Raw genomic sequence first — 26307 nt, 5'->3', positions numbered from 1 at the left:
ATTAGCCGCTTTTTTAGTTTTGTAACAAGTGTTGTATCAGCGATGAACTTGGCATTTTAAGAGTAGTTGTATGCATTACACGAGCTTGACATATAAGCCCTTCTTTTATGGTAAATAGCAAATGCGCAATATATAGGGCTTTGTTTTTATCATTTTTTAGCTCTTCAGTGGTAAGCAGAGCATTAAAAACGATATTCAGTGCTTCTTGTTTATGGGTTTTGCACTGAATTGCAATAGGGTGTGAGTCGTTGGGGTATTCAGCCGCAGCATTTATAAAAAAGCATCCGTTGAAATTGCCCAATTCTGATACTTCATTATTAAACCATTGGTTTAAACCGTCAAAAAGCGCACTGGCAACACCAATAGCATTTGGTTTGTCACATATTTGCTCTAACCATTGATTAAAAGTGGCATCACGCTGTTTTAAACAAGCAACAATTAGCTCATCTTTACTTTCAAAATGATTATAAAGCGTTTTTTTAGCTATCCCCGACACCGTTAAAATCTCATTAATCCCTACGGCGTGAATTCCTTTGTTATAAAAAAGCGTAAGTGCTGTATTTATAATTTTTTCTCGTTTGCTCACACGTCACCTTATTTTTATTCGCAATAATACTTAATCATTTTTATGGGCTAAACGTGTCGCTACCTGCGTTAAAAAATTCTCATTTACAACTGCATGGATGCAGAAGGTAGAGCAATGCAGGAGCAATTGCCGAGAACAACTAAATAGCGAAATTTTTGCCTTGCTATCAACACGCTTTTCCATCCTCAAAATAGATCACTTAATTAGGCGGATTGGTATTGTTTGACTCGTTAAGTATATATTGACAGAGGTAGACCAAGTTGTCTATATTACGAGTGTAGACAAGTCGGTCTACTTTTATGGAGGTTTTATGAAGTGTGAAGATATTCGTTTTGCTTGCATCGCAGGAGTCTTTTCTATGTTAGTGATAGGGTTTCTAGCATGGCTTAATCATTTAGGTGATTACGGTATTTGGCTAATGGCACCGTTTGGCGCAACGGCTGTGCTTGTATTTGGTATTCCAGATAGCCCACTTGCACAGCCTAGGAACGTAATTATAGGGCATTTAATAACAGCCTTAGTTGGTGTTGTGTTTGTAACTTATGTGGGAGATAGCAGTACGTCGATTGCGATAGCTGTAGGCCTTGCAATTACGCTAATGATGTTGACTAAAACAGTTCATCCTGCAGCTGGTGCAAACCCTATTCTAATTATTGTATCTGGACAAAGCTGGGGGTTTTTAGTGATGCCGGTTTTGCTAGGCACAGTATTTATTGTATTGTGCGGATTTTTAGCTAAATGGTTAGATGTCCAATTACTAAATAGCAGGCATAAAAAAACCGCTTAACGCGGCTTTTTTATTTATCACATGATGTTTAAACAACACCGCGTGGTAAACGACAATCGTGATCTTTGCTTGCAAGCTCAACAATCCAAAGCTCTTCAGCTGTGTAGCCGTCTTCGCTTTGTGTTACAACAGTAAACGGCGCTGTTTTATTTGCTTTAACAGGCGCAGCAGTTTTTGTTTTAGTTTTTTTCGCAGGCGCTTTTTGTTCAGCTTGTGCAGCTGGTTTGCCAGAGGCTAATTCTTTCGTTAGCTCCGCTACATCAGCTAGGCGTAAGTTTTTGCCGCCATCGATGCTGTACCAGCCAGGTTTTGTAGTGATTTCAGGTTTTTTACCATTAGCAGCTTCATATGCAGCTTCAAAGGCAGATAAAACTTCTGTTTTGTCTAGTTTGCTCATCAGAGACCCTATACGTTGTGAACACAGATAAAGAAGCCGTATTTATACCTATTTTCCAACTGTTTTTCAATTTTTTGCGATTTTCCTTCCATTTTAGCCCCATAAACGCCAAAATTTGCACAAAATTCAGTGCTGAGTAAGGTAACAATAATGCAACGAAGAGAATTTAACCAACTGTTAAACGACATTTTAAAACCTCACACAATTAAAGATTTTTGCCCTAATGGGTTGCAAGTCGAAGGTAGAGATGACATCACCACTATTGTAACAGGGGTGACAGCAAGCCAAGCACTCATAGATGCAGCGATAGAAAAAAAAGCCGATGCTATTTTGGTTCATCATGGTTATTTTTGGAAAGGTGAATCACAACCTATTACAGGCATGAAAAAACGTCGTATAGGGGCTTTGTTAACGCATGATATTAATTTATTTGCTTATCATTTACCGCTTGATATTCACCCCGTTGTAGGTAATAACGCCCAGCTTGCTAATTTACTTGATATTGAAATAGAAGCAGGGCTTGAACCTGTTGCTAACAGCGTTGCTATGAAAGGGCGGTTAAAAACCCCGCTAACAGGTAGTGAGTTTGCAAATAAAATTGCCAAGGTTTTAAATCGTAAGCCTTTAAGTAGCGTTGTACGTGATGAGAAAATTCACACCATTGCGCTGTGTACTGGAGGCGGGCAAGGTTATATCGATTTAGCAGCAGAGCAAGGAATTGATGCATACTTAACAGGCGAGGCCTCTGAGCAAACTATTCATAGCTCGCGTGAGCAAAATATAGACTTTTTTGCGGCAGGGCACCATGCAACCGAGCGTTACGGAATTAAAGCGCTTGGTGAACTACTTGCCAAAGAGCATGGCTTTGACGTGAGCTTTATAGATATAGATAACCCAGTATAAATAAACTTATTTATAGCCTAAAGCGCCTCTGGGTTTATCCGGCGGCGCATGCTTATCCAAGCACTCCCAATCACTTCATGCATGTATTGCGTTACTACACGTAATGCCTCAGCATTTGGTATAAATTGTTTATACAAAGGTAAAGCCGCAAAATTGTGATAATCCGTAGCGGCAGGAATTACCTCAATGCCTTGGGCATTAAACAAGTTTTTTGCGCGAGGCATGTGCAGTACAGACGTAACCAGTGCAACCTTAAAATCAACGAGTTTAGGCGCGAGGAGTTTGGCTTCTGCGGCGGTATCCATTGCCTGTGGGTTTTGTTTTATACGGCTTTTACTCACCCCTAAATTTATTGCTGTTTGGCTCATTAATGCGCTATTTGTTACTTTGTTATAGCCACCGCCAGATACGAAAAGCGTTGCATTAGGGTATTTTTTTGCAAGTTTGACCCCTTCTACCAAGCGAGTAAGCGCACAGTTTCCTAGCTGATTATTAGCGCTTAAAGCGGGGTTTGGGTTTATATCGCAACCCAGCACAACAATTTTATCAAGGGTTGGGTGTTTTAAGGCATTAAATGCCAATGAAACGGGCTCATTGTTTTTAATAAGTTGATGCGCAGCAAACGGTGTACTTAACACTAAAAGTGCCAATATACTCAAACTTGCGAGCACTAAAGCAGGTTTACGTCCACGAAACGCCAAAGCTAGCATTACAAAGGTAAGTAAACCAAATAGCGGTAGCGGCATAATCAAGCCACCTAATAATTTTTTTAATTCAAACATAATAAGTAACATAAAGCACAATAGGCCTTATGTTACTTATTCGTCTGTAATTTATCGACCGTTATTTTGCTTACAGGTATTTAAAAAGTGGCGATAAACGGGGTTGTCTTTCATGTCTTTTTTCATTGCTAGGTACATAGGGCGGGTTAGGCCAAGTGCACCAAGTGGAATTGATTTGATTAAACCTTGACTTTCATAAGGTGTAACCAACCAATCAGGCAGCGCTGCTACACCCATTCCTGCACTCACTAGCTGAAAAATTAATAAGCCTTGATCAACATTTTTAAGTGTGCCGTCAAAGCGGGCGTTTTGAATAAAGTGTTTAAATATATCTTGCCGCTCGCGCGGAATAGGGTACGAAATGATGGTTTCGTTTTTTAAGTCAAGCGCCGTTACATATGCTTTTTTAGCTAAGTCGTGATCAGGGGCGACAATTAGCTTTAATTTAAAATCGAACAGGTGAGCATATTCAAGTTTATCAGGTTCACGTATATCTGAGGTTAATACTAAATCGAGCTCATCATTGAGTAAATCTGGTATAGCGTCGTAACTAAAGCCACGTTCGTAGTCAATTTTAATGTCTGGCCAAAAATTATTAAATTCTTTAATTGTTGGAAGCAGCCAATGAAAACACGCATGGCATTCAACACTTAAGCGTAGTTGAGAAATAGGTTGATTAAGGCTTTCTTTTAAGCGGCACTTTGTGGCTTCTACTTTAGGCAAAACTTCGTTAGCAAGTTCAAGTAAAAGCATTCCTTGAGGCGTAAAGCGTACAGGCTGCGTTTTTCTTTCAAATAATTGGCAGTCTAATTTGTTTTCTAAGTCTTTAATTTGATGAGATAAAGCTGATTGCGTTAAAAATAATTCGCGGGCTGTATTAACTAACGATCCGGTGTCTTTTAATGTCGCAATAGTTTTAAGGTGTTTTATATCAATCATCTTTAATAATTCTCAAGGGAAAAGTGAGTTTGGCTCAGATTGACTACATACTACGCCTTTATAAAAAACGTTTCAACGTCTAGATGGCTAAAATAATCTGTTAATTACTAAAACACCCCCTTAAAGTTAAATTAACTAATGTGGGTACTATATTTGCTACTGGTTTGATGAGTTTGCTATGAGTTTAGCTCAAGTTGCTTGTTGGGTTATGCAGTTGCTGTGTAAAGCAGCGTTTCGAGCAGGGCAGCTTCATAAATGACATTGGTTTTTAAGAAGGATAAGTGATTATACCAACCCGCAATAACAGGTATGTTTTTAATGGGCTAAAGTTTAAACAGTAACAACCTATTTTTATTGCTAAAAAGCTGAGCGCTTAAGTAAACGAATGGGTATTACGGGGCTTACTTTTTACATCTTTGTGGCCTTGAAAAAAGTAAGCCCACGGATAGCAGCTACTACAGAGGTTTATTGATAAGTTGAATAGCGCGTTGTGCTGTAACGGGTTTTGACTTTAAAAAGCCTTGCCCGTAATTACATTGGGTGGCTTGTAAAATAGTGAGTTGCTCTTGGGTTTCGATCCCCTCAGCCACAACTTCAAAGTTTAGTGATTGCGCTAATGAGAGAATGGCCTCTACTAACGGGTTATTGGTTTTATTGAGGTGATCGATAAAGCTTTTATCAATTTTTAAAATATGAATAGGTAATTGGTGTAAGTAACCAAGCGCTGAGTATCCAGTACCAAAATCATCTAAGCATAATTTCACTTTAAGTGGGGCAAGCCCTTCTATTATTTGAGTTGCTAAGTCAAGGTTTGCAATGAGCCCGGACTCAGTGATTTCTAGGCATAATGATCCTAAAGGTAGTTGGTATTTATTATACAATGCGTGAACTTGAGCAACAAAGTCGAGGCTGGCAAAATGACGCGACGATACATTGACCGTTACTTTTAAAAAGCGATGACCTAGTTTGTGCCAATGCGCAATATGTTGCGCAGCGAGTTCCAGTAAGTGCAAGTCGAGGTTAATAATTTGCCCAGTGGTTTCGGCTATCGGGATAAACTCATTTGGCGATACAAACCCTTTTTTAGGATGGTGCCACCTTACTAATGCCTCAAAGCCGACAACTTCGCTTGTCGCGATAGTAAAAATAGGCTGAAAATAAAGTTCAAACTCGTTGTGCTCAATACCGTGTTGTAAGTCGTTTTCTATATCGGCATGGGTTTTAAGTTTTTTACGCATGGTGTTATTAAAAAACTTAACTTGGCCACGCCCGCTTGATTTAGCTTCGTACATGGCAGCATCGGCTTGCTGTAATAACAAATAGGCTTTATCGTCACAACTTTCAGTAAAAGCGATGCCAATGCTGGTTGATGCTTGCAATAAATGACTATCCACATTAAGTGGCTTAGCAAGAGCTATGTTTATTCGTTTTAGCGCTTCGCTAACCTGATTTCGGTGTGTGATGTTTTCCATAAAAATGGCAAATTCGTCGCCGCCAAGGCGTGCAAACGTATCGGTGTTTCTAACGGTGCTTTTTATTAACTCACAAATTTTAATTAAAAAGTGATCGCCAACCTCATGCCCAAGCGAATCATTTATACTTTTAAATCGATCAAAATCTAAATAAAGCAGGGCATGGCTGGTGCCTTTTTTAACACGTGATAAACGCAAAATTGCATGTTTAATACGCTCAATGAGTAACGAACGATTAGCCAGACCCGTTAACTCATCATGCAATGCTTTGTGTTCAAGCTCTTGCCTTGCAAGCTGCCTATCTATGGCCATACTAATTTGCCTACTTACGTAGGTTAAAAGGGCGCTGTCGTGTTCGTTATAATGCAATTTTTTGTCGTAACTTTGAACAACAATTACACCGCTTATTCTATCATTTGCTTTAAATGGTACACCAAGCCAGGACTCTGAAAGACGGCCAACAAGTTTAAAGTCGCCGTTATCTATATGCTGCTGATAATCGTTTTGATTTAATAGCAGTACACGGTCTGATTTTAGTAAGTAATACGAAGCGGTGTCTTTTAATTGTTCTTTTGATATTTTTTTGTGTGCGTGCGTTTGAATGCCTTCTTCAACGATGTAAACCAAGTCAAGTATATCTACCTGCTTATCGTAAAGGGCGATAAAAAAATTATCTGCAGGAAGTAAGCTATTTATTATGCTGTGAAGTGATTCAAAAAAGGTATCTAGGTTACTAGCTTTGTAGGTTAAATTAGCTATTTGCAGTAAGCTGTTTTCAAGCTTTTGGGCATCATTTAGCTGATTTACTGTGTGCTTTAAACTATTGACCGTGTTTACTTGGTTTAGCTTTGCACTTAATAAATGCGCAACGGTGGTTAAAATTTCTAAATGGGCGTTTGTGAAGTAGTTTTTTATTGGGTGTTCACAATCAATAACTCCTAAAACCTGATCTTTGTATATAAGTGGCACGCACAGCTCTGATTGGGCAGGGCGCTCATCAGCAATGTAGCGAGGGTCTTGTGTTACATCGCCAATAATTATCGCTGTGCCCGTACGAGCAACGTAACCGGTTATACCTTCGTTAAAACCAATAACTTTGCGTTCTGCTTGGTATTTGTCTCTTGCATGAGTTATACCCATAGAAGCGACTTGATTAAGCTGTAAACTCGTTTCGTCAGCGAGGTAAATAACACAATCAACAAACCCCAGGCGGTTTACTACTTGCGTGGTTACATACTCAAATAATTCTTCTAGGGTATCGAGCTGTAATAAGCTAGAGGAAAACTGGTTTATTATGCTCAGCTGCTCAGTTTTAACTTCGAGCGCTTTATAGGTATCGATATGATTCGACATAAGGTAATTTTATTCTTTTTATTTGTATTAACACTGATAAGTTAACCCAAATTTAAAGCATGTTCAAAATAAAACGCTTAAATGGGAGTAATCGTCGTTAAACTCAAACCCAATCGTATTTTGCAGCACTTAAAGAAAGGAATAAATTAGATAACACTTTACTAGATCTTCTCATATGCCTATGATCGGATAAATTCAGCCGTGGAAAAAAGTAATGAGCATTAATACCGATTCAAAAAATACATTAACCATAACTCGTCCTGATGACTGGCATGTCCATTTACGCGATGGTGTACAATTAAAAGATACAGTTCGCGATATTAGCCGCTACATGGGCCGCGCCATTATAATGCCAAACCTAGTACCGCCAGCAACGAGCACAGATTTAGCGCTAGCTTATCGAGAGCGAATTATGGCAGCGCAGCCGCAAGGCAACTTTGAACCCTTAATGGTACTTTACCTTACCGATAAAACCACCCCTGAAGAAATCAAAAAAGCCAAAGCAACCGGTAAAATTGTTGCTGCAAAACTGTACCCCGCTGGGGCAACCACTAACTCGGATTCAGGGGTTACATCAGTAAAAAATATTTACCCTGTTTTAGAAGCGATGCAAGAAGTGGGCATGCTATTACTAGTGCATGGCGAGGTGACTGATTCATCAATAGATATTTTTGACCGTGAAAAAGTATTTTTAGAGACGATATTAGGCGATGTTGTAGCAGACTTCCCAACGCTTAAAATAGTGCTAGAACACATTACAACAAAAGACGCCGTTGAATTTGTAACCGCCGCGTCGCAAAATGTCGCCGCAACCATTACTGCTCACCACCTACTTTATAACCGTAATCATATGTTAGCCGGAGGCATTCGCCCGCATTATTACTGCCTACCAATTTTAAAGCGCAATATTCATCAACAAGCATTAATGGCTGCAGCTATAAGTGGCAATAAAAAGTTCTTTTTAGGGACTGACTCAGCACCACATTATAAAGATAAAAAAGAAGCTGCATGCGGTTGTGCTGGCGCCTATACAGCACATGCCGCTATTGAACTTTACGCCGAAGCCTTTGAAGAGGCGGGCGCACTGGATAAGTTAGAGGGCTTTGCAAGTCATTTTGGGCCTGACTTTTACGGACTTGCTCGTAACACTGATACGATTACTCTAGAGAAAAGTCCTTGGCAAGTTCCTGCTAGCTACACATTAGGTGACTCACAAGTAGTGCCAATCAAAGCAGAAGCAACGATTGATTGGCAAGTTAAGTAAAGTAGCTTAAATTAACATTTTAATAAAGCCGTATAGCTTGCTGTACGGCTTTTTGCTTGCTTATAATTTCAGCTTAGTGCTCGTTTTCATGTTACTTGGTAACCCCTTTATTTGTAAGGCTGAGTACCTTGACATGATTTGTTACATTTACAAGCTAAAAACTTACCGTTTATTGAGCAAATTAAGCTTTAAAAATAACCACTTAAATATATCCCTTTAATTATTTTTGTTCTGAGTAAATAAATCTTAATTAATAGAGCCAAAAAAAAATTAATGTGTTAACCTTAACTTGCTTTGAGTTTTTGCGTATTGAATTTACGGATATTGTGCTGCGTTTAAGGTTACCGGTTAGGTTAAAACTTGTTCCTGTACTATACCTCCAGAATTTTGGGCACTGACTCAGGGAGGATATAGCCATAATAATATGGCTGAATTTTAATTATTGACTTACAGGAAAATTTAGTATGTCGGTTACTGGTAAAGTAAAATTTTTCAACGAAGCTAAAGGCTTTGGTTTCATTGAACAAGAAAACGGTCCTGACGTGTTTGTACACTTCAGCGCAATCTCTGGTTCTGGTTTTCGCACTCTTAGCGAAGGTCAAGCAGTGACTTTCAGCATCAAACAAGGTCAAAAAGGCCCTGAAGCTGAGAACGTAGAAGTAGCATAATTTTAATTATGTGAACCTTAGTTCATCTTGGTGAAGCAGTTTTCTGTTTCACCATAATTCCTCAAAATATTTCCCCATTATTTATACTCTCCTTAATACAGCCAATCGTTTAACTTTTATATTTTACTTAACGCTATAGCTTCAAACACGATTAACCTATCTATTTCCTATTTCCTATTTCCTATTTCCTATTTCCTATTTTACTAGTTAATAACCTCAGTATATAGCAACGCCGCTTTAATACGTTAGCAGCGCATAATCAGCATACTCCTACCAAGCTTAAATCATACATTAACCACTTGCATAGTGTGTACCACTAAACCTTGTAGTTAACAGTGCTTTACTGGCTCTGATAAGGCTTAACTTAGGCTTAGTAAAGCTAAAGCTAAAGCTATTAACTTAATTGCAGTAATATTTATACATCATGGTGTAACAAGCAGGGTGTTGTTGTATTTTTATACGATGAAGCGCTTAATTTACAAGTTAAGCTGTATTTTTAGCCTAATTTTACCAACTTTAGTTCATCAATTTTTCACATTTTTATTATTTTTGTTTTTTTTTAAGGTGCAATTCAGTTTTGTTTAGATGTTGCATTTTTGTTTCATGTAAGTGTCTAATTTTTAACTAGTGTTTAATTTTAAAGGGGCTATATAATACTAAAGCGGCCTAATGTTGGTTGCATTTATGTTAACAGTATTTTTTGTAATACTTTAGTTTTAGCTTTTTCAAGGTATTTATTTACTTAGAATAGCTAACATCAAGTTGACAGGGCGTATTGCATTTAGCATTATTGGAGGGTTGATATCTATTAAAAGATATCAGGGTTGTCATCCTTACTAGGGTTGATAATTAAATTATAAAAGTAACATTACTTAATTGGTTGGGAACTATGTCTGTTAAAATCAGAAAGAGTCTTGTAGCATCTGCGTTGGTTGGCGCTTTTGCATTTGCAAGCAGCAATGTGATTGCAGATCCTTTGAATGACGTGCAAAAAGCAGGTCAGCAAATTCAAAAGGCTGCTGTTAAGTCTCAAACTAAAATTGACAACGTATACGGTCAAACTCAAGAGCTAATCGCTGAGTACCGTAGTATTGTTGATGAGACTGAACTTATGAAAGTGTACAACGATCACGTAGCACGTTTGGTCGCTGACCAAAATGCGTCAATCGAATCGTTTGACCGTCAAATCGCTACTATCGACAACACTAAACAAAACGTTGTGCCTTTGATGTATCGCATGATCGATACGCTTGAGCAATTCATCAAAGCGGACGTTCCGTTCAATCTTGATTCTCGTCTTGCCCGTGTAGAAAGACTTCGTGAAATCATGGCTTCTGCGTCTGTTACGACGTCTGAGAAATTCCGCCAAGTTCTTGAAGCATACACAGTTGAAACTGCTTACAGCTCGGCTGTAACTGCTTCTCAAGGCACTTTAGAAGTTAATGGTAAAAACATTAACGTTGATATCGGTCGTTTAGGTCGTATCACTTACGTAGCACAATCTTTTGACTTAAAACACGCTTGGGTGTGGGACAACAACACTAAAGAGTGGAAAGAATTAGGTGAAGAATACCTAAAACCAGTTAAAGAAGTGATTCGTATGGCGCGTAAGCAAGCGACACTAGAACTTGTTAAACTACCAATCTTTGGCGCGGAGTAATCGAATAATGAAGAAACTATTTAAAGGTTTTGCTGTTGCAGCAGTACTATCTGTTTCTGCAGGTACCGCGCTTAATGCACATGCAAATACTGGTGCTTTAGATAAAATTCTTGAGCAAGTAAAGCAAGAACGTATCTCTGAAGGTAAAATCAATAAGCAACGTGAGCAAGAGTTCTTATCAGAACGTGCTGACAAACAAGCATTACTTAACAAAGCAAAAAGCCAATTAGCGTCTGAAAAAGCACGCGGTGACAGCTTAGCTAAGCAATATGCACAAAACGAAAATACATTAGCTGAAAAAGAGCAAGCGCTTCAAAACGCACAAGGTACTCTTGGTGAAATGTTTGGTGTTGTACGTCGTGCAGCGCAAGACGCTATCGGTTCTATCGAAGCTTCACTAGTTAGTGCTGAAAAGCCAGGCCGTGCAGAAGTACTTCGTTCATTAGCAGCAGCTAAAGAACTTCCAACAGTTCGTGAACTAGAAGAACTTTGGATTGCACTTCAAACAGAAATGACTGAATCAGCAAAAGTATCTACTTTTGAAACTGAAGTGTCAGGTCTTGACGGTAACTCTACAGTTAAGCAAGTAACACGTATTGGTAACTTTAACTTAGTTACTGACGAAGGTTACTTAATCTACTCGCCAGAGACAAAATCTATTCAGCCTTTAGGTAAACAACCTGATAGCTACATTTTAGATGGTATCTCTGCTCTTGAAGGTACTTCTTCTGATAATTACGCTGGCGTATACATTGACCCGACTCGTGGTGCAATCTTACGTATCAACACGCAGAAGAAAACGCTTATGGAATACTACGAGCAAGGTGCTGAAGTTGGTTACATCATCACAGTTTTATTAGCTGTTGGTCTACTAATCTTCTTAGTACGTTTCGTTGACTTAGCGCTTACTACTTCTAAGATCAAGTCTCAGCTTAAAAACTTGTCTACACCGAATACAAACAACCCACTGGGTCGTATTCTTAAAGTGTACCATGACAACAAGAGCCAAGACGTTGAAAACCTTGAGCTTAAACTTGATGAAGCTATCCTACGTGAAACGCCACGTGTTGAAGCTGGTATCAATATCATCAAGATTCTTGCTGCAATCGCACCGTTACTTGGTCTACTAGGTACAGTAATCGGTATGATCTTAACGTTCCAAACAATCACATTGTTCGGTACGGGCGATCCGAAGATCATGGCTGGTAACATCTCTCTAGCTCTTGTAACTACAGCGCTAGGTCTAATTGCTGCACTACCACTTATCCTACTTCATTCAATTGTTGCAGGTCGTAGTAAGTCAGTATTACATATCCTTGATGAGCAAAGCGCGGGTATCGTTGCTACTCACGCGGAGAAGGAGAAAGCCTAATGCTAGTCCTGATGGAGATATGGGAATCTATCAGGGATTTTGTTGGCACAGGCGGCCAGGTATTATACGTGGTCGCGATAGCACTCTTTCTTATGTGGGTTTTAATGATTGAGCGCTATTGGTTCCTACTTGCTGAATTTCCTCGTTTGACGAAGGATATTGTAGCGAAGTGGGATGCCCGCCAAGACACTACGTCTTGGTACGCACACAGAATCCGTGAAGCATGGATTTCTGAAGCGTCTGAAAAATTAGATCAGCGTATGTTGTTGATTAAAACATTAGTAGCTGTTTGTCCTTTAATTGGCTTACTTGGAACTGTAACGGGTATGATCGCGGTTTTCGAAACCATGGCAACTCAAGGTACTGGTAATGCACGTTTAATGGCATCAGGTATTTCAATGGCAACAATCCCAACAATGGCTGGAATGGTTGCGGCACTATCTGGAGTTTTCTTTAGCTCACGCCTTGAGGCAAGAGCGAGAATGGTGAAAGCCAAACTTGTAGATAGCATGCCTCATCACTAGAGAGAGAATTAAATATGGCACGTAAACAACGTTTTCGTGAAGAAGAAGAAGCAGCGGTAGATATGACGCCAATGCTTGACATCGTATTTATCATGCTTATTTTCTTTATCGTAACTACATCGTTCGTTAAAGAGGCTGGTATCGAGGTCAATAAACCTAAAGCGGCCCAAGCTACGAAGCAAAAAAATGCTAACATTTTTGTTGCTATTCGCAGTGATGGTGCTATCTGGATTGATAAACAGCAAGTTGATGTTGAACGTGTTTCAGCAAAAATCGAAAGTTTATTAGCAGAACAACCTACTGACGTTGTGATTTTGCAAGCTGATAAAGAAGCAAAACACGGTGTAGTGGTTAAAGTTATGGACCAGATCAAAGCGACGGGTGACAACCTGAGAATTTCAATAGCTGGAGATCAGTAATGATTCGTTTTCTGTTTTCACTGATTGCAGGTGGGGCAGTTACTTTCGGCTTGTTCTACTTCATGGCTTACCTCATCTCTGGTGGGGCTGACCGTAATACTGAACAAAAAGAGCAGATCATAGTCGAAATAATGACGAATCCGCCTGAATCTAAGGTGCAGGAGAGGAAGCGTGTTCCGCCTCCGCCTCCGCCACCGCCAAAGCAGCCGCCTAAACCGCAGCCGCCACAGCCGGAGAATAACAATCCTAATCCTGGTGCTATGTCATTTAACATGGGTAGCATTGATGTAGGAAGTTCGGCTGGTGGGCTAAGTGGTCCAGGTGCATTTGGACGAGATGGTGATGCGACACCTATCGTTCGTATTGAACCAAAATATCCAACGCAAGCAGCGCGTGATGGCAAAGAAGGTTGGGTACAACTTTCGTTCACAATTGATGAGTTAGGTGGCGTAACTGACGTTGAAGTTATTGACGCAGAACCAAAACGTATCTTTGACCGTGAAGCTAAACGTGCACTGCGCAAGTGGAAATACCGTCCTAAAATTATTGACGGTAAACCACAGAAACAAGTTGGTTTACAAGTTCAACTAGACTTTAAACTTAACCAAGGCTAAGGAGGCGAGTAATGAGAAATTTATCTAAAGTAACTGCTCTTGCAATTCTTATGTCTGTGTCAGGTGCAGCTATTACTGCACCTGTATTAGCAGCGCCAGATTACGCTAAAATTGAAGAGCGTAAGAAAGCCAAGACTAAAATCATGGGCGAGCGTACTGGTAAAAAGGTAATTAAAGCGTTTGACTTGTACAATGAAGACAAAGTTGATGAAGCAATTGCCTTGTTAAAAGAGATTGACGCATCTAACGACTTCGATAAAGCGACTGTAAATCGTTACTTAGGTAGCATGTACGCGCAAAAAGAGAAGTACGATGAAGCGATTAAATACTCTAGACAAGCTGTTGCCCCTGATATTTTAAACTTCGCAGATCACGAGCAAACTTTAAAGCTATTAGGTGATTTATACGCAGGTACTGAAAAGTTCCAAGAAGCCAAAAAAGCTTATACAGCTTGGATGGACTTCACCGGCGAAGAAGACCCTAAAGTGTACACTCGTATTGCACAAGCTAACTATCAGTTAGGTCAGTTTCGTGATGTTTTTGAACCTGCAGACAAAGCAATCTCTTTACAAAAGGAGCCTAATAAGGCCCCTTACCAATTAAAATTAGGTTCTTACTTTGAACTTAAAGATTACGCCAATATGGTGAAAATTGGTGAAGAAATTGTTAGAGTTTGGCCAGATGACAAAAAAGCCTGGGTTAGTTTAGGTAAATACTACCTACAAACCGAAGACTACTCTAAAGGTTTAGCGACCATGGAAGTAGCATTCAAAAATGGCTATTTTGAAGCGGAAGTAGATTACAAAGTACTTTCTAACTTTTACTCTTTAAACGAAATTCCATTTAAAGCGGCTAAAACCCTTGAAAATGCAATTAAAGAAGACAAAGTTAAGCGTACTAAGCAAAATGTTAACGCAATTGCTAGTAACTACCACCGTTCTAAAGACATCGAAAAAGCTGCTAAGTATTACGAAGAAGCTGCTAAATTTGACGACGATGCAGAGCTTTACCGCAAAGCAGGTTCGTTACTTTTACAATCTGAGAACTTTAGTGCTGCTGTTGTTCGTTTGAACAAAGCGTTAGAGCTTGGCTCTGACAAAAAGGGCACAATTTATTCAGATTTAGCAGAAGCGTACTACTACCAAGCTAAATACAAGCAAGCTTATGCTGCTATTACTAAAGCAATGGACGACCCGCGCACACGTAAGTTTGCAAAAGGTTGGTCAACATTTATTAAAGATAAAGCCGCTCGCAACGGTGTTAAAATTTAACTTTAATTTGTTTTAGCAATTATATAAAAAGCCCCTTTGGGGCTTTTTTTATTGGAATCTATAATGAAGAAAATGCACCTTTTTTCTGTTCTATTTAGTCTGTTTTTGGTTGCCTGCTCAAAACAACCATTGCCTTTTGAATCTTATGATGCTGCACAACTAAGCATCAAAAGTTTAAACACCGCGCTAAAACCTGCGGGCACTACACGTGTATCCACTGAACAGGTATTGCCTTTTTCCTCAGCATATTTATCTCTTCGTCACCAGATGTATCAGCGCCTACAAGCGATGACACTTTCAAACGCGCAAACGCAGCAGCTAAATTACTTAATTATTGCTGAGCGTTTTCCTGAGCGGTTTTTTAGCTGGCCTGCCCAAGTCAATGTGTTAGACAACTTATTCTCAGCGCAAATGCAAAGTACTCAGTCTAGTGAGGTCATTGAGTGGCTTAAGTTTACACAAGATCAATTAGACAGTGCGCTGCAAAGCAATTTAAGATTGAACAAGGTTGAATTAAATCTTTTACAGGGGTACTTAAAAACATCACTATTAAAACACGCTAGCGCAAACGATTTAAAAGCCCAGATTGCAGAGTTTAATGATTACTTGGCCAAGTACAAACCAAGGGGAAGCATTGGTTTAAGAGGGCTTGCTAATGGCAGTGAATGGTATCAAAGTAAACTAAATTACTTCAGTGGGGCAGTTAAGTCACCGCTGCAATGGGTTGATATTATTAATCAGCACATTCACAGTGATTCATACACGGCACCTAATTTGAACTACAGCATGACCCATCATACTTCGTTTATTAGCCAATATTTAAGCAAGGCGCCTAAAATAAAGGGGATTGATTGGCAAACTGATTACATGCTATTGCCAGCTATGGCTAAAAATAGCCAGCTAAGTCCAGAAGATAAGAGGCTAATGCTTGCGCTGATGGAGACCGATGTGGGTATACACTACCATGCATGGACTTTATCTCAGGCAAAAGTGAACTTAGTAAAACGATTAGCTATTTCAGAGCGCAACGCCCAATATTTGGTTGAAGATAGTGTACTTTACCCTGCACACGCTTTTAGTTTTGCCGAGCAACTCTTAACACTTTAATAGCTTATGTGCGCTTAGCGCACATTTCACAACGTTGTGTTGCAGGGTCTTGTTTAAGTAACTGCTCTGAGATTGCTTCTTCACAATCGCAACAATAGCCGTATTGGCCAATTTCAATTTGGCTGATTGCCGCTTCTAATTCTGTCAGTCTATTTACTAAGGTTTGATATTCAGCACCTAAGTTGTGCGTGGCTGTGTCAAGCCATTCATTATGCAGGCTAGTCAGTATAACGTCATGTAGCTTAAGATGGGCAGGGTGTGCAGATTGGCTCAACATTGCTAATATTGTTGATTTAACGTGTGCTACTTCACTGTGCAGTTGTTGCTGATAAAGCATGTTGGTATAACCTTTATTTAGCGTTTCGTTATACCTGTATTATCTGAGCTGTGCTGCTTATACGTTATGATTTGAATCAAGTTGCGGAGACTTAGCATATTTTTTTAAAACCTCGGCTACATCACTTTTTACTTTAAGACGTCTTATTTCATCAAAGAGTACATTTGCTTGTGGGTATTGGCGTTTAAGATAGCCAAGCCATTGTTTAGTTCGCGAGGCAAAATATTTTTCATCTTGTGTGGGGTCTTGATGAATAGCAGAATGAATTAAATGATAAATTATATGTTCCCACTCTAGGCCATTGTATTGTTCATTATTAACATGAGCTTTAATTTTTTTCGCTAAATCAGGGTGAGAAAGCGCACCGCGCCCTAGCATTAAATCGCTACACTGGCTGCGTGTTTGGCAAAGTAGCGCATCTTCTACTTGCCAAATTTCACCGTTGGCAACCACTGCTATGTTTTTACCTTTTATTAGCGGAGGTATTTTTTCCCAATATGCAGGAGGGTTATAACCGTCACGCTTGGTACGGGCATGTATTGCAATACTATCTGCGCCGGCGCTTACAACTGCATCTACAATCTCTTGGCTATTGCTATCATCATCAAAGCCTAAGCGTATTTTAGCGCTTACTTGTTGTTTACTATCTACCGCATCCCTTACCGCTTTGATTATGTTATACATATGATCAGGGTCTTTTAGCAGTACAGCACCACCACGACTTTTATTTACTGTTTTTGCAGGGCAGCCAAAATTAAGATCTATACCGTGGGAGCCTAATTCGATAGCTCTAACCGCATTTTCTGCTAATACGTCTGCCACTTGCCCTAACAACTGTATGCGCACAGGAGTCCCAGCTTTTGTTAAACCATTATTATTGAGCTCAGGGCAATAGCGATGAAAAACTTTAGCCGGTAAACGTTTATCAATTACTCTAACAAATTCAGTTACGCATAGGTCAAAGCCACCAATATTAGTAAGAAGTTGGCGCATTTTAAAATCAACAACACCTTCCATAGGCGCTAAAACAAGTTTCATAAAGTATGTTTATTGAAAAACGGGTGCGTAGTGTACCTGCAAAGTATGGTTTGATAAAACTTAAATTACAGTCCATATTTGTTTGTACAAATTTAAAAGTAAAAAAAATGAAAATAAATGAAAGTTTTTATTTTCTATCAGGTCTATTTAATCATACAAGCAACGCATAATTGACAATAATTAGCTTGCATTATTTTAATACTTATATAAGAGAGTCATACAATGAACACAGTAAAGAAAAATTCAATCGCGTTAACCTTAGGTGCAGTAGTTGTTGGCTCTGCAAGTTTTGCCTCTGCAGATGCACAAGCAAACCCATTTGAATTCCAACAGCTAGTGACGGGTTATCAACTTGATGCTGCAGAAGGTAAATGCGGTGAAGGTAAATGTGGCGGCGACGCAAAAGGTAAAAAAGAAGGTAAATGCGGCGAAGGCAAATGTGGCGGCGACGCAAAAGGTAAAAAAGAAGGTAAATGCGGCGAAGGCAAATGTGGTGGCGACGCAAAAGGTAAAAAAGAAGGTAAGTGCGGCGAAGGTAAATGTGGTGGCCAATAACACGCTGACTTAACTACCTGAGTTACTCAGATATACGTTATGCTAAAGGGCCAAAAGGCCCTTTTTGTTTTAGGAGATAATGATGAAAGCTGCACAAAACTCAGCATTTGGGATGGTTGGCTTAGGCCTTCGTCGAGAGATGCTTGATGAATTACTAGCGCATATACCCAAGCAAATTGATTTTATGGAAGTGGCGCCAGAAAACTGGCTTAAGCTAGGAGGCCGCTTTAAAAAACAATTTAAAACATTAACTGACGCCAATAATTTTGTTTGCCATGGTTTATCGCTTTCTATCGGTTCGCCTGAACCTCTTGATATTGACTTTGTTAAATCGCTAAAAACGTTTTTTGATCAACACAATATTAAACTATTTAGTGAACACCTTAGTTACTGCTCGGGTAAAGGACATATGTACGATTTAATGCCAATCCCTTTTACTGAAGATGCCATTGCACACGTTGTACCTCGGATCAAACAAGTGCAAGATATTTTAGAGCGCCAAATAGCCATCGAAAATGTCTCTTATTATGCAGCGCCTGGCCAGCAGTTATCTGAGCTTGAATTTACTAATGCGATTTTAGAGCAAGCTGATTGTAAACTACTACTTGATGTAAATAATATTTATGTTAATTCAATTAATCATGGTTACAATGCAGATGCGTTTTTATTAGGGCTACCTACAAACAGAATTGCATATGGGCACGTAGCAGGTCACTACAATGAAGCCGATGATTTAATTGTTGATACCCATGGCGCTGATGTTATAGACCCCGTTTGGGACTTGCTTGATAAAGCATACCAAGCGCATGGGGTGTTTCCTACCTTATTGGAGCGTGACTTTAATATTCCAAGCATAAATACACTAACAAAAGAGCTTGATATTATTCACGATTTACAAAATAAAAACGCAAGTTCAACGCTTACTCAGCAAACAGCGTAAATAAGGAAGGTAAATGAACTTTATTGACACGCAAAACGAATTTATGGCGCACATTCGTGAGCCTCAGCTCAACCAAAAGCCTAAAGATATCGAAGATAGGCGCATGGCGATTTACCGCGATTTATTTTTTAACAATATTGCCGGGTTTATTTCATCTGGTTTTCCGGTACTCAAAACGTTATACACACAGCAGCAATGGCAAAAATTAGTAAGAACATTTTTTAATGAGCACGACTGTAAGTCGCCTTATTTTTTAGATATTGCAGGGGAGTTTATTAATTACTTATCGAACGGCTATACAATGCAAGAGTACGATTACCCATTTATGTTGGAGCTGGCACATTATGAGTGGATTGAGCTTGATGTTTCGGTGGCTAATGAAGACGTTAATGATCAACGCTTAAAAAGTACCGAACTGACTAGTGCCGAGCTTTACTTGTCGAGTGTAGCACGTAATTTAAGCTACCAGTATGCAGTTCAAAATATTAGTACAGAATATAAACCTAGCGTGCCATCAGAGCAGCCCAATTACTTTGTGGTTTATAGAGATAATAACGACGACGTACAGTTTTTAGCCACCAATGCAATGACCGCTTTACTACTTTCTATAATAGAGTCAAATACAGGCATTGACTTTGAGAGTGTATGCCAACAGGTTTTAGCTCATGCGCCTAATTTTACTCAACAACAAATTGCACATGGAGCATTAAGTACGCTCAATGCAATGTGCGAGCGCGGGATTATCGTGACAAAAAATCAACATTAAGGGCTTTATAGATTTTTTTACTTCGTCTATCATGGCAGCCTTATTTGTCGTGCTTAAAAAAGGTTATACCAATGTCAGATGATAAAGACTTTAAAGATCCGTTTAATGCTACCTACTTTATTGCTTTTTTAGCAGTTTTTGTGGGTATTGGCTGTTTAAATGCGATTTTAGGCTGGATCACAAGCCTAACCTAAAGCTCCTTGCTTTATTAAGGCTGTTGTTTTTATCAGCCTTAAGCTTCTTTTCCTCCTCCACCCTTATAATTTTCAAACCACCTCGGTATTAATGACAGCAAACTCGCATTTTAACGTCAGTTAAGGTTATAATCAGCTGCTTTGAAATATAAACTATTGAGCAATTAAACTTATGACTCAAGTAACACCCGCTATTATTAAAAACAGTATCGCAACCATTGCCGACTATCCTAAACCAGGCATTATGTTTCGTGATGTAACAACACTAATGGCAAATCCAGAAGCCTTTAAAGCAACAATTGATGCTTTTATAAACGAATATAAAAACCAAGGCTTTACAAAAATTATTGGTACAGAATCTCGCGGCTTTATTTTTGGTGCGCCGCTATCTTACGCGTTAGGGATCCCTTTTATTCCTGTTCGTAAGCCAGGCAAGCTACCGCGCGAAGTGATTCGCCAAGATTACCTACTTGAATACGGTGAAGACACATTAGAGCTTCATGTTGATGCTATTGTCCCAGGCGACAAAGTATTATTAGTTGATGATTTATTAGCTACCGGTGGCACAATTGAAGCCACAGCAAAGCTAGTTGCAAAATTAGGCGGCACAGCCACTGATGCTGCGTTTGTTGTTTCATTACCAGAGCTTGGTGGTGAGCATCGTATAGAAAAAATGGGTATTAAAATCTTAAAACTGGTTGAGTTTGAAGGCGAGTAATTGATGAGTTATCAGGTTCTAGCTAGAAAATGGCGTCCGCAAACCTTTCATGAATTGGTTGGCCAGTCTCATGTAAAGCAAGCGCTTGTTAATGCGCTTACACAAAATAGACTGCATCACGCTTATTTATTCACTGGAACCCGTGGTGTGGGTAAAACCACCATTGCACGCATTTTTGCTAAAAGCTTAAATTGTGACGAAGGTATATCGGCATCTCCATGTGGGCAATGTAGTAGTTGTACTGACATCGAGTCAGGGCGATACATTGACTTACTTGAAATTGATGCCGCTTCTCGCACCAAAGTCGAAGATACTCGTGAAATTCTTGATAACGTTCAATACGCACCAACACGCGGACGTTATAAAGTATACCTAATAGATGAAGTGCACATGCTTTCTAAGCATAGCTTTAATGCGTTATTAAAAACGTTAGAAGAGCCGCCTGAGCATGTGAAATTTTTACTGGCAACCACCGATCCGCAAAAGTTACCTGTTACCATTTTATCGCGCTGCTTACAGTTTAACTTAAATGCACTTTCGCAAAGTGAAATTAAAACTCAGCTTGAACACGTACTTACTCAAGAGCAACTAAACTTTGATAAAGATGCACTAAGTATTATTGCAAAAGCCGCTGATGGCAGTATGCGAGACGCCTTGAGCTTAACAGATCAAGCTATTGCGCAAACCAACGGCGACATAAACAATCAAGCCGTGCAAGCCATGCTTGGTTTAATGGACACACATTATAGCCAAAGTTTGCTTGCTGCTTTGTTAGCACAAGACGGTGGTGCACTCATGGATGAAATAGCCCAAGTAGCGAGCCGTAACCCTAACTATATTGCCCTACTTGATGATTTAATTGCATTAACTCACCTTGTTCAATTAACTCAGCTTGTCCCTCAAGCCGCGCAACTTGATGATAAAAATGCCGATTATATAAGCCATGTTGCACAGCACACCCAGGCTCAACAAATACAGATTTATTACCAGTTACTATTAAACGGTAAAAAAGACTTACAATGGGCGCCAGAGCCTCGTTTAGGCTTTGAAATGATAATGCTGCGATTGTTAGCATTTGAATCGGCAGGTACAACCTATGCTCATTCGCATCCTGAGCCTAGTGACACACCGAGTACAGCAACGCCTGCGCCTACCAGTAGTAAAGGCCGTGCCGATGCGCTGCGCGATATATTAAATAAGAATAAAACACCGTCGCAAAACGAAACCTCTGCTACACAAGCAATGGTTGAGCAAAGCCAAAAAATTGATGAACCCGCAGCGCGGCCAACAAGTTCGCCGAATGAACAACACAACAACAGCGCACCTTCTACGGTTCAAAACACTCCAAACGACACGTCCAGCTCTGTGCAGCAAGGCGAGAAAATGGCCAAAACTGATGAAGCTGCTGAGCGTCAAAGTGAAGACGACGCTTACCTGCAACACAGTAATATGGAGCAAAATTTAGCGGCACAATTTGATGATGTTATGAGCAGTGCTGTAGATCAAGGTTATAACCCTACACCTGTAGAACAACACGAGCCAGGCATAGCCGATGATGAAAATATCACTGTGCGTGAACAAGAAGCCCAAGCACAATCAGCAATTGCGCGAATTTTACGGGATAGAAATATATCGGGTGCAGGTAGGCTTTCAGGGGGCAGTACAAATACCACTGAGCAAGCGCAAACATCAAAAACACCTGCTCAAGCTACGCCTGACAACCAAGCAAAGCCACACGATACAAGCATGCAAGCGAGTGAGTCACAAAACGATTCACCGCCATGGCAAGACCATCCGCAAGGCGATAGCGAAAAAAAGCCAACGCTCCCAGTAACAGGGAGCCAAACGCCAGCTGAGCCAGTAACGCAAAGCCAGCCAGCGCGTAAGGTTGATTTTCAACAAAAGCACCAAACGATTACAGAAAACTTAGCCCCTGAGTTGCTTGAGCAAATTAACCCGCAAAAAAAGCCTGAGGTAATAGAGCAAGAGCCCGCTATACCGGTTCCCGATGACTTTCAAAGCCCAATTAGCGAGATTAAATTTGCGCATCAGCAAGATGAGTGGGCTTATTTAATTAAGCGCATGGGACTTGGTGGGCGGATGCGCCAATTTGCATTACACTCGATTTTTACCAAGCAAGGCGACAGTTTACATATTGACGTGGATGAATCACAAAAACACTTAGATACCCCTATGCTTAGGCAAAAGCTCGATGCGGCGTTATCAAGCATATACGCTCATAACGTTTCGCTGAGTATTAACTTTGCAAAAGGGGTGATTGACTCGCCTTATTTAATTCAGCAAAAAATAGATGCAGGACGGCACCAGCAAGCAATTGATGTGATCACAGCTGATGAAAACATAGTACAATTTCAGCAGCTATTTAGCGCCGAAATTGACGAAAACAGTATTCAGGCATTGTAATTAAATACAATCGCCCTTATCTTCATGACAATTAGAGTTTAAAAGAAAGAGAGAAAATTATGTTTAAAGGTGGAATGGGTAACATGATGAAGCAGGCGCAGCAAATGCAAGAGCGCATGCAAAAGGCCCAAGACGAAATCGCGACGATGGAAGTTGTTGGCGAAGCCGGCGCAGGCCTTGTAAAAGTAACCATGCTTGGTAATCATAATGTGCGTCGTGTTGAGCTTGATGAAAGCCTGATGGAAGATGACAAAGACATGATTGAAGATTTACTTGCTGCAGCATGTAATGACGCCGTTCGTCGCGTAGCTGACGAAACGCAAGAGCGTATGAGTAAAGTGACTGGCGGTATGCAATTACCACCAGGTATGAAAATGCCGTTCTAATAAATATGCAACTTTCAGATAGTCTAACACAGCTTATAGAAGCACTTCGCTGTCAACCGGGTATAGGTCCTAAGTCTGCTCAGCGCATTGCGTTTCATTTATTAGAGCGTGACCGTAAAGGGGGCACTCAGCTTGGTAACGCATTGACCAAAGCCATGAGCGCGGTTGGGCATTGTCAGTCGTGTCGTACTTTTACTGAGCAGGCACAATGTGATATTTGCTTAAGTACAAAACGCCAAGACACTGGTGTGCTTTGTGTTGTTGAATCGCCTACGGATGTGTTGGCAATAGAGCAAACAGGTCAGTACCTTGGTTTATATTTTGTACTGATGGGGCATTTATCGCCCATTGATGGTATTGGCCCTAAAGAAATTGGCCTTGATATACTTGAACAAAAGCTCTCGCACGGCGGTATTAACGAAGTGATTTTAGCTACCAACCCCACGGTTGAGGGCGAGACCACTGCACATTACATTGCCCAGCTTTGCCATAAATATAAAGTAGGGGCCTCGCGTATAGCGCATGGTATACCTGTTGGTGGCGAGCTTGATTTAGTAGATGGCACAACGTTAATGCATGCATTTAGTGGCCGACGAGCTGTTATGCAGGACTAATACGACTGTCTGAAATCGTTTTAAAAGCCTACATAGTAAAATATGTGGGCTTTTTTGTGTTTGCTATTTAATTACCGTATAACGTGTGTGAGCGGTTATTAATCATATTAAATTAATAAATGAGTTAAATTTAGCGACATTGTGTTATAAATTGTTGGCTTACAACAATTTATAACGTGAAGGTGGCACGGCTCACGCGCCCTAAAAATATGGCGCTAGTTGGTATAAGCAAACATCAGGATTTTATCTGATTAGTAAGGAGTACTATGCAAAATAATAAACACGACAATAAAGGTGGTTTACTCAGTAGTAAACGCTTTTTACCGCTATTTGTAACACAGTTTTTGTCGGCTATGAATGATAATGTGTATAAGCAATCTGTGCTTATATTGTTAGTGTTTCAAGCTGCAAGCCTTGGCGATGGTGCGCTGTATTCAAACCTTGCAGCGGGCTTATTTATATTACCGTTTTTTTTATTTTCAGGAATGGCAGGGCAACTTGCCGAAAAGACCGAAAAATCAAAATTGATCCGGCTTGTTAAATTTTGCGAAATACCAATTATGGTTATTGGTGCAGCCTCTATTTTTACGCAATATGTGTGGCTAATGCTGACCACCGTGTTTTTTATGGGCTTGCAAAGTACTTTTTTTGGCCCGCTTAAGTATTCGATATTACCGCAGCATGTGGCGCCTAACGAATTAACAAAAGCCAATGGTTTGGTTGAGTCTGCCACTTTTGTGGCTATTTTAATGGGGACTATTTTTGGCACCTATTACATTACTCAAACAACAGGCCCAACAATTATTAGTATTGCAGTGCTGATACTTGCGGTACTTGGCTTTTTTGCCAGCCGCTTTATTCCTATAAGCCAAGCCAATAATCCTAATTTGCACTTTACTTATAATATTTTTTCATCCACTAAAAATGTATTCAAAGCGCTTAATGCTCAAACAGAATCGGTTGGTAAATCGGTGTTGGGCATAAGCTGGTTTTGGCTAATAGGCGCGGTTATTTTAACTGCATTGCCTAATTATGTTAAGCATGTAATGGGTGGCGATGAACTCGTAGTAACCAGTGCGCTGGTGGTGTTTTCGCTAAGCATTGCCGTAGGCTCTTTGTTGTGCGAAAAGCTTTCGCGCTCACGTATTGAGCTGGGAATCGTTCCTTTTGGCGCTATTTTAATTACGCTATTTTTGTATTTATTGAGCCAAGAGCCTGCTATTGGTGTGTATATCGCGCCCTCTGAAAACTTATTAACGCTTAAGCAAGTACTCAATACGGGCGATATGGTATGGCATTTTGTTTGGATGGCCGGTATTGGTATTGCATCTGGTTTTTATACTGTGCCGCTGTATGCGCTTATTCAGCAGCGTACCGAGGAGGCAAGTCGTTCGCGGGTGATTGCTGCTAATAACGTGCTTAATGCGCTCTTTATGGTTGGCAGTGCCATATTAAGTATTGTAACGCTCTCTGTTTTACAGTGGCATATCTCGTCGTTACTGTTACTTTTGGCGGGGCTTAACCTGCTTATCTCTATTTATATTTACACTAAGGTGCCGGAGTTTTTCTTACGCTTTGTTATCTATATTTTAGCTATATGCATGTATCGTGTGCGCACAAAAGGGCATGAAAATATTCCAAGCGAAGGCGCAGCAGTTATTGTAGCTAACCATGTTAGCTTTGTAGATTGGATGTTTATTTTAGCCACCTCGCCAAGGCCTATACGCTTTATGGTGTTTGCGCCCATTTATCATTCAAAAGCACTGCATTGGTTATTTAAAATGGCAAAAGCTATTCCAATTGATAGCGAAAAAGCTAACCCAAAAGCGTTTGCAAAAGCATTTGATGAGGTTGCCACAGCGCTTGAACGTGGTGAATTGGTGGGGATCTTTCCTGAAGGAAAACTTACCAGTAACGGTGAAATGGACATGTTTAGGCGTGGCATTGAGCGCATAATAGCGCGTACACCAGTGCCTGTTGTGCCCGTTCACTTAGGTGGCTTGTGGGGCAGTGTGTTTAGCCGTAAAGCCAAATGGCAACTACCACGCCTTAAATGGTCATTAGTATCGGTGAGTGTGGGAGAGTCGATTGAAGCTGAGCAGGTAAGTGCTAATTATTTACACGAACAAGTTAGCGCTTTAAAAGACCAGTACGCTAAAAATACGCCGTAATTTAATGCTAAAAGCCACATTTCTATGTGGCTTTTTATTTATGTAA

The 26307-nt window shown here is 40.1% G+C and carries 26 protein-coding genes and 1 pseudogene; 20 read left to right on the top strand and 7 right to left on the bottom strand.

Annotated elements, in window-relative coordinates; genetic code table 11:
- Positions 1–13: 13 nt before the first annotated feature.
- Positions 14–586 carry a TetR/AcrR family transcriptional regulator gene (locus WDB87_RS09265; RefSeq protein WP_286244729.1) on the bottom strand — a complete coding sequence of 191 codons (573 nt, stop codon included), beginning with the start codon at positions 584–586 and terminating at the stop codon, positions 14–16.
- Positions 587–896: 310 nt separating this feature from the next.
- Here WDB87_RS09265 and WDB87_RS09260 point away from each other — a divergent pair, with 310 nt between their 5' ends.
- Positions 897–1373: an HPP family protein gene (locus WDB87_RS09260; protein ID WP_337849718.1), complete on the top strand. Its 477-nt coding sequence runs from the start codon at positions 897–899 to the stop codon at positions 1371–1373.
- Positions 1374–1401: 28 nt separating this feature from the next.
- Here WDB87_RS09260 and WDB87_RS09255 read toward each other — a convergent pair whose 3' ends face one another.
- Positions 1402–1770, bottom strand: a complete 369-nt coding sequence (locus tag WDB87_RS09255) for a hypothetical protein (RefSeq protein WP_337849717.1) — start codon at positions 1768–1770, stop codon at positions 1402–1404.
- Positions 1771–1920: 150 nt separating this feature from the next.
- Here WDB87_RS09255 and WDB87_RS09250 point away from each other — a divergent pair, with 150 nt between their 5' ends.
- Entirely contained in the window at positions 1921–2673 is a 753-nt protein-coding gene (locus WDB87_RS09250; RefSeq protein ID WP_337849716.1) for a Nif3-like dinuclear metal center hexameric protein, read from the top strand.
- A gap of 17 nt (positions 2674–2690) precedes the next feature.
- Here the strand turns inward: WDB87_RS09250 and WDB87_RS09245 are convergent, their stop codons facing one another.
- From WDB87_RS09245 to WDB87_RS09235, 3 genes are all read right to left on the bottom strand, one after another.
- The gene (locus WDB87_RS09245) at positions 2691–3455 is read right to left on the bottom strand and encodes a YdcF family protein (protein ID WP_337849715.1); all 765 of its coding nucleotides are present in this window, start codon (positions 3453–3455) and stop codon (positions 2691–2693) included.
- 51 nt (positions 3456–3506) lie between these two features.
- Positions 3507–4394, bottom strand: a complete 888-nt coding sequence (locus WDB87_RS09240; protein WP_089348014.1) for a LysR substrate-binding domain-containing protein — start codon at positions 4392–4394, stop codon at positions 3507–3509.
- 455 nt (positions 4395–4849) lie between these two features.
- The gene (locus tag WDB87_RS09235; RefSeq protein WP_337849714.1) at positions 4850–7219 is read right to left on the bottom strand and encodes an EAL domain-containing protein; all 2370 of its coding nucleotides are present in this window, start codon (positions 7217–7219) and stop codon (positions 4850–4852) included.
- 214 nt (positions 7220–7433) lie between these two features.
- Here WDB87_RS09235 and pyrC point away from each other — a divergent pair, with 214 nt between their 5' ends.
- The 9 genes from pyrC (at position 7434) to WDB87_RS09190 (ending at position 16118) form a co-directional block, all read left to right on the top strand.
- Entirely contained in the window at positions 7434–8483 is a 1050-nt protein-coding gene (gene pyrC / locus WDB87_RS09230; RefSeq protein WP_337849713.1) for a dihydroorotase, read from the top strand.
- A gap of 464 nt (positions 8484–8947) precedes the next feature.
- Complete coding sequence (locus WDB87_RS09225; protein WP_286244722.1) at positions 8948–9151, top strand: cold-shock protein; 204 nt, start codon at positions 8948–8950, stop codon at positions 9149–9151.
- A gap of 889 nt (positions 9152–10040) precedes the next feature.
- Positions 10041–10811 (top strand): DUF3450 domain-containing protein, encoded by a 771-nt coding sequence (locus WDB87_RS09220; RefSeq protein WP_286244721.1) that lies wholly within the window; start codon positions 10041–10043, stop codon positions 10809–10811.
- A 7-nt stretch (positions 10812–10818) separates the two neighbouring features.
- Positions 10819–12183 carry a MotA/TolQ/ExbB proton channel family protein gene (locus tag WDB87_RS09215; protein WP_286244720.1) on the top strand — a complete coding sequence of 455 codons (1365 nt, stop codon included), beginning with the start codon at positions 10819–10821 and terminating at the stop codon, positions 12181–12183.
- Positions 12183–12707 (top strand): MotA/TolQ/ExbB proton channel family protein, encoded by a 525-nt coding sequence (locus WDB87_RS09210; protein ID WP_004588135.1) that lies wholly within the window; start codon positions 12183–12185, stop codon positions 12705–12707. The genes WDB87_RS09215 and WDB87_RS09210 overlap by 1 nt, the downstream gene beginning before the upstream one ends.
- Positions 12708–12721: 14 nt before the next feature.
- Positions 12722–13126 carry an ExbD/TolR family protein gene (locus tag WDB87_RS09205; protein WP_004588134.1) on the top strand — a complete coding sequence of 135 codons (405 nt, stop codon included), beginning with the start codon at positions 12722–12724 and terminating at the stop codon, positions 13124–13126.
- A complete protein-coding gene (locus tag WDB87_RS09200) occupies positions 13126–13740 on the top strand; it encodes an energy transducer TonB (RefSeq protein ID WP_126007517.1) in 615 nt (204 codons plus the stop codon). Before WDB87_RS09205 ends, WDB87_RS09200 begins: the two co-directional genes overlap by 1 nt.
- Before the next feature lie 11 nt (positions 13741–13751).
- Positions 13752–15011, top strand: coding sequence for a tetratricopeptide repeat protein (locus WDB87_RS09195; RefSeq protein ID WP_337849712.1), 1260 nt, complete (start codon positions 13752–13754; stop codon positions 15009–15011).
- A 63-nt stretch (positions 15012–15074) separates the two neighbouring features.
- Positions 15075–16118: a hypothetical protein gene (locus WDB87_RS09190; protein ID WP_337849711.1), complete on the top strand. Its 1044-nt coding sequence runs from the start codon at positions 15075–15077 to the stop codon at positions 16116–16118.
- A 4-nt stretch (positions 16119–16122) separates the two neighbouring features.
- Here the strand turns inward: WDB87_RS09190 and WDB87_RS09185 are convergent, their stop codons facing one another.
- Together WDB87_RS09185 and WDB87_RS09180 are read right to left on the bottom strand one after the other, a co-directional pair.
- Entirely contained in the window at positions 16123–16455 is a 333-nt protein-coding gene (locus WDB87_RS09185) for a TraR/DksA C4-type zinc finger protein (RefSeq protein ID WP_286244716.1), read from the bottom strand.
- A 57-nt stretch (positions 16456–16512) separates the two neighbouring features.
- A complete protein-coding gene (locus tag WDB87_RS09180) occupies positions 16513–17493 on the bottom strand; it encodes a tRNA-dihydrouridine synthase (RefSeq protein ID WP_337849710.1) in 981 nt (326 codons plus the stop codon).
- A 222-nt stretch (positions 17494–17715) separates the two neighbouring features.
- Here WDB87_RS09180 and WDB87_RS09175 point away from each other — a divergent pair.
- The 9 genes and pseudogenes from WDB87_RS09175 to WDB87_RS09135 all read left to right on the top strand — a co-directional run.
- Positions 17716–18042: pseudogene (locus WDB87_RS09175) on the top strand (HvfA family oxazolone/thioamide-modified RiPP metallophore); the annotation flags it as partial.
- An 88-nt stretch (positions 18043–18130) separates the two neighbouring features.
- A complete protein-coding gene (locus WDB87_RS09170; protein ID WP_443197906.1) occupies positions 18131–18988 on the top strand; it encodes an HvfB family MNIO-type RiPP peptide maturase in 858 nt (285 codons plus the stop codon).
- Positions 18989–19001: 13 nt separating this feature from the next.
- A complete protein-coding gene (locus WDB87_RS09165) occupies positions 19002–19754 on the top strand; it encodes an HvfC family RiPP maturation protein (RefSeq protein WP_286244714.1) in 753 nt (250 codons plus the stop codon).
- A 71-nt stretch (positions 19755–19825) separates the two neighbouring features.
- Positions 19826–19948 carry a hypothetical protein gene (locus WDB87_RS09160; protein WP_004588125.1) on the top strand — a complete coding sequence of 41 codons (123 nt, stop codon included), beginning with the start codon at positions 19826–19828 and terminating at the stop codon, positions 19946–19948.
- A gap of 172 nt (positions 19949–20120) precedes the next feature.
- On the top strand, positions 20121–20666 hold the full coding sequence (gene apt / locus WDB87_RS09155; RefSeq protein WP_286244713.1) for an adenine phosphoribosyltransferase: 546 nt from the start codon (positions 20121–20123) through the stop codon (positions 20664–20666).
- Between the two features lie 3 nt (positions 20667–20669).
- On the top strand, positions 20670–23090 hold the full coding sequence (gene dnaX / locus WDB87_RS09150; RefSeq protein ID WP_337849709.1) for a DNA polymerase III subunit gamma/tau: 2421 nt from the start codon (positions 20670–20672) through the stop codon (positions 23088–23090).
- 59 nt (positions 23091–23149) lie between these two features.
- Positions 23150–23476: a YbaB/EbfC family nucleoid-associated protein gene (locus WDB87_RS09145; RefSeq protein WP_286244711.1), complete on the top strand. Its 327-nt coding sequence runs from the start codon at positions 23150–23152 to the stop codon at positions 23474–23476.
- 5 nt (positions 23477–23481) lie between these two features.
- Positions 23482–24090 (top strand): recombination mediator RecR, encoded by a 609-nt coding sequence (gene recR / locus WDB87_RS09140; RefSeq protein ID WP_286244710.1) that lies wholly within the window; start codon positions 23482–23484, stop codon positions 24088–24090.
- A 266-nt stretch (positions 24091–24356) separates the two neighbouring features.
- Positions 24357–26261, top strand: a complete 1905-nt coding sequence (locus WDB87_RS09135; protein ID WP_337849708.1) for an MFS transporter — start codon at positions 24357–24359, stop codon at positions 26259–26261.
- Positions 26262–26307: the final 46 nt, after the last annotated feature.

Origin of the sequence: Pseudoalteromonas sp. C12FD-1 (assembly GCF_037414265.1) — a bacterium.
In the GTDB taxonomy this organism is placed as follows: Bacteria; Pseudomonadota; Gammaproteobacteria; order Enterobacterales; family Alteromonadaceae; genus Pseudoalteromonas.
This window is presented reverse-complemented; position numbering and strand designations above follow the sequence as displayed.

What these genes read in the sequence shown, in the direction of transcription:
- WDB87_RS09260 (WP_337849718.1), top strand. Translation starts at nt 897, where the DNA reads ATGAAGTGTGAAGATATTCGTTTTGCTTGCATCGCAGGAGTCTTTTCT.
- WDB87_RS09255 (WP_337849717.1), bottom strand. Translation starts at nt 1,770, where the DNA reads ATGAGCAAACTAGACAAAACAGAAGTTTTATCTGCCTTTGAAGCTGCA.
- WDB87_RS09250 (WP_337849716.1), top strand. Translation starts at nt 1,921, where the DNA reads ATGCAACGAAGAGAATTTAACCAACTGTTAAACGACATTTTAAAACCT.
- WDB87_RS09245 (WP_337849715.1), bottom strand. Translation starts at nt 3,455, where the DNA reads ATGTTTGAATTAAAAAAATTATTAGGTGGCTTGATTATGCCGCTACCG.
- WDB87_RS09240 (WP_089348014.1), bottom strand. Translation starts at nt 4,394, where the DNA reads ATGATTGATATAAAACACCTTAAAACTATTGCGACATTAAAAGACACC.
- WDB87_RS09235 (WP_337849714.1), bottom strand. Translation starts at nt 7,219, where the DNA reads ATGTCGAATCATATCGATACCTATAAAGCGCTCGAAGTTAAAACTGAG.
- pyrC (WP_337849713.1), top strand. Translation starts at nt 7,434, where the DNA reads ATGAGCATTAATACCGATTCAAAAAATACATTAACCATAACTCGTCCT.
- WDB87_RS09225 (WP_286244722.1), top strand. Translation starts at nt 8,948, where the DNA reads ATGTCGGTTACTGGTAAAGTAAAATTTTTCAACGAAGCTAAAGGCTTT.
- WDB87_RS09220 (WP_286244721.1), top strand. Translation starts at nt 10,041, where the DNA reads ATGTCTGTTAAAATCAGAAAGAGTCTTGTAGCATCTGCGTTGGTTGGC.
- WDB87_RS09215 (WP_286244720.1), top strand. Translation starts at nt 10,819, where the DNA reads ATGAAGAAACTATTTAAAGGTTTTGCTGTTGCAGCAGTACTATCTGTT.
- WDB87_RS09210 (WP_004588135.1), top strand. Translation starts at nt 12,183, where the DNA reads ATGCTAGTCCTGATGGAGATATGGGAATCTATCAGGGATTTTGTTGGC.
- WDB87_RS09205 (WP_004588134.1), top strand. Translation starts at nt 12,722, where the DNA reads ATGGCACGTAAACAACGTTTTCGTGAAGAAGAAGAAGCAGCGGTAGAT.
- WDB87_RS09200 (WP_126007517.1), top strand. Translation starts at nt 13,126, where the DNA reads ATGATTCGTTTTCTGTTTTCACTGATTGCAGGTGGGGCAGTTACTTTC.
- WDB87_RS09195 (WP_337849712.1), top strand. Translation starts at nt 13,752, where the DNA reads ATGAGAAATTTATCTAAAGTAACTGCTCTTGCAATTCTTATGTCTGTG.
- WDB87_RS09190 (WP_337849711.1), top strand. Translation starts at nt 15,075, where the DNA reads ATGAAGAAAATGCACCTTTTTTCTGTTCTATTTAGTCTGTTTTTGGTT.
- WDB87_RS09185 (WP_286244716.1), bottom strand. Translation starts at nt 16,455, where the DNA reads ATGCTTTATCAGCAACAACTGCACAGTGAAGTAGCACACGTTAAATCA.
- WDB87_RS09180 (WP_337849710.1), bottom strand. Translation starts at nt 17,493, where the DNA reads ATGAAACTTGTTTTAGCGCCTATGGAAGGTGTTGTTGATTTTAAAATG.
- WDB87_RS09170 (WP_443197906.1), top strand. Translation starts at nt 18,131, where the DNA reads ATGAAAGCTGCACAAAACTCAGCATTTGGGATGGTTGGCTTAGGCCTT.
- WDB87_RS09165 (WP_286244714.1), top strand. Translation starts at nt 19,002, where the DNA reads ATGAACTTTATTGACACGCAAAACGAATTTATGGCGCACATTCGTGAG.
- WDB87_RS09160 (WP_004588125.1), top strand. Translation starts at nt 19,826, where the DNA reads ATGTCAGATGATAAAGACTTTAAAGATCCGTTTAATGCTACCTACTTT.
- apt (WP_286244713.1), top strand. Translation starts at nt 20,121, where the DNA reads ATGACTCAAGTAACACCCGCTATTATTAAAAACAGTATCGCAACCATT.
- dnaX (WP_337849709.1), top strand. Translation starts at nt 20,670, where the DNA reads ATGAGTTATCAGGTTCTAGCTAGAAAATGGCGTCCGCAAACCTTTCAT.
- WDB87_RS09145 (WP_286244711.1), top strand. Translation starts at nt 23,150, where the DNA reads ATGTTTAAAGGTGGAATGGGTAACATGATGAAGCAGGCGCAGCAAATG.
- recR (WP_286244710.1), top strand. Translation starts at nt 23,482, where the DNA reads ATGCAACTTTCAGATAGTCTAACACAGCTTATAGAAGCACTTCGCTGT.
- WDB87_RS09135 (WP_337849708.1), top strand. Translation starts at nt 24,357, where the DNA reads ATGCAAAATAATAAACACGACAATAAAGGTGGTTTACTCAGTAGTAAA.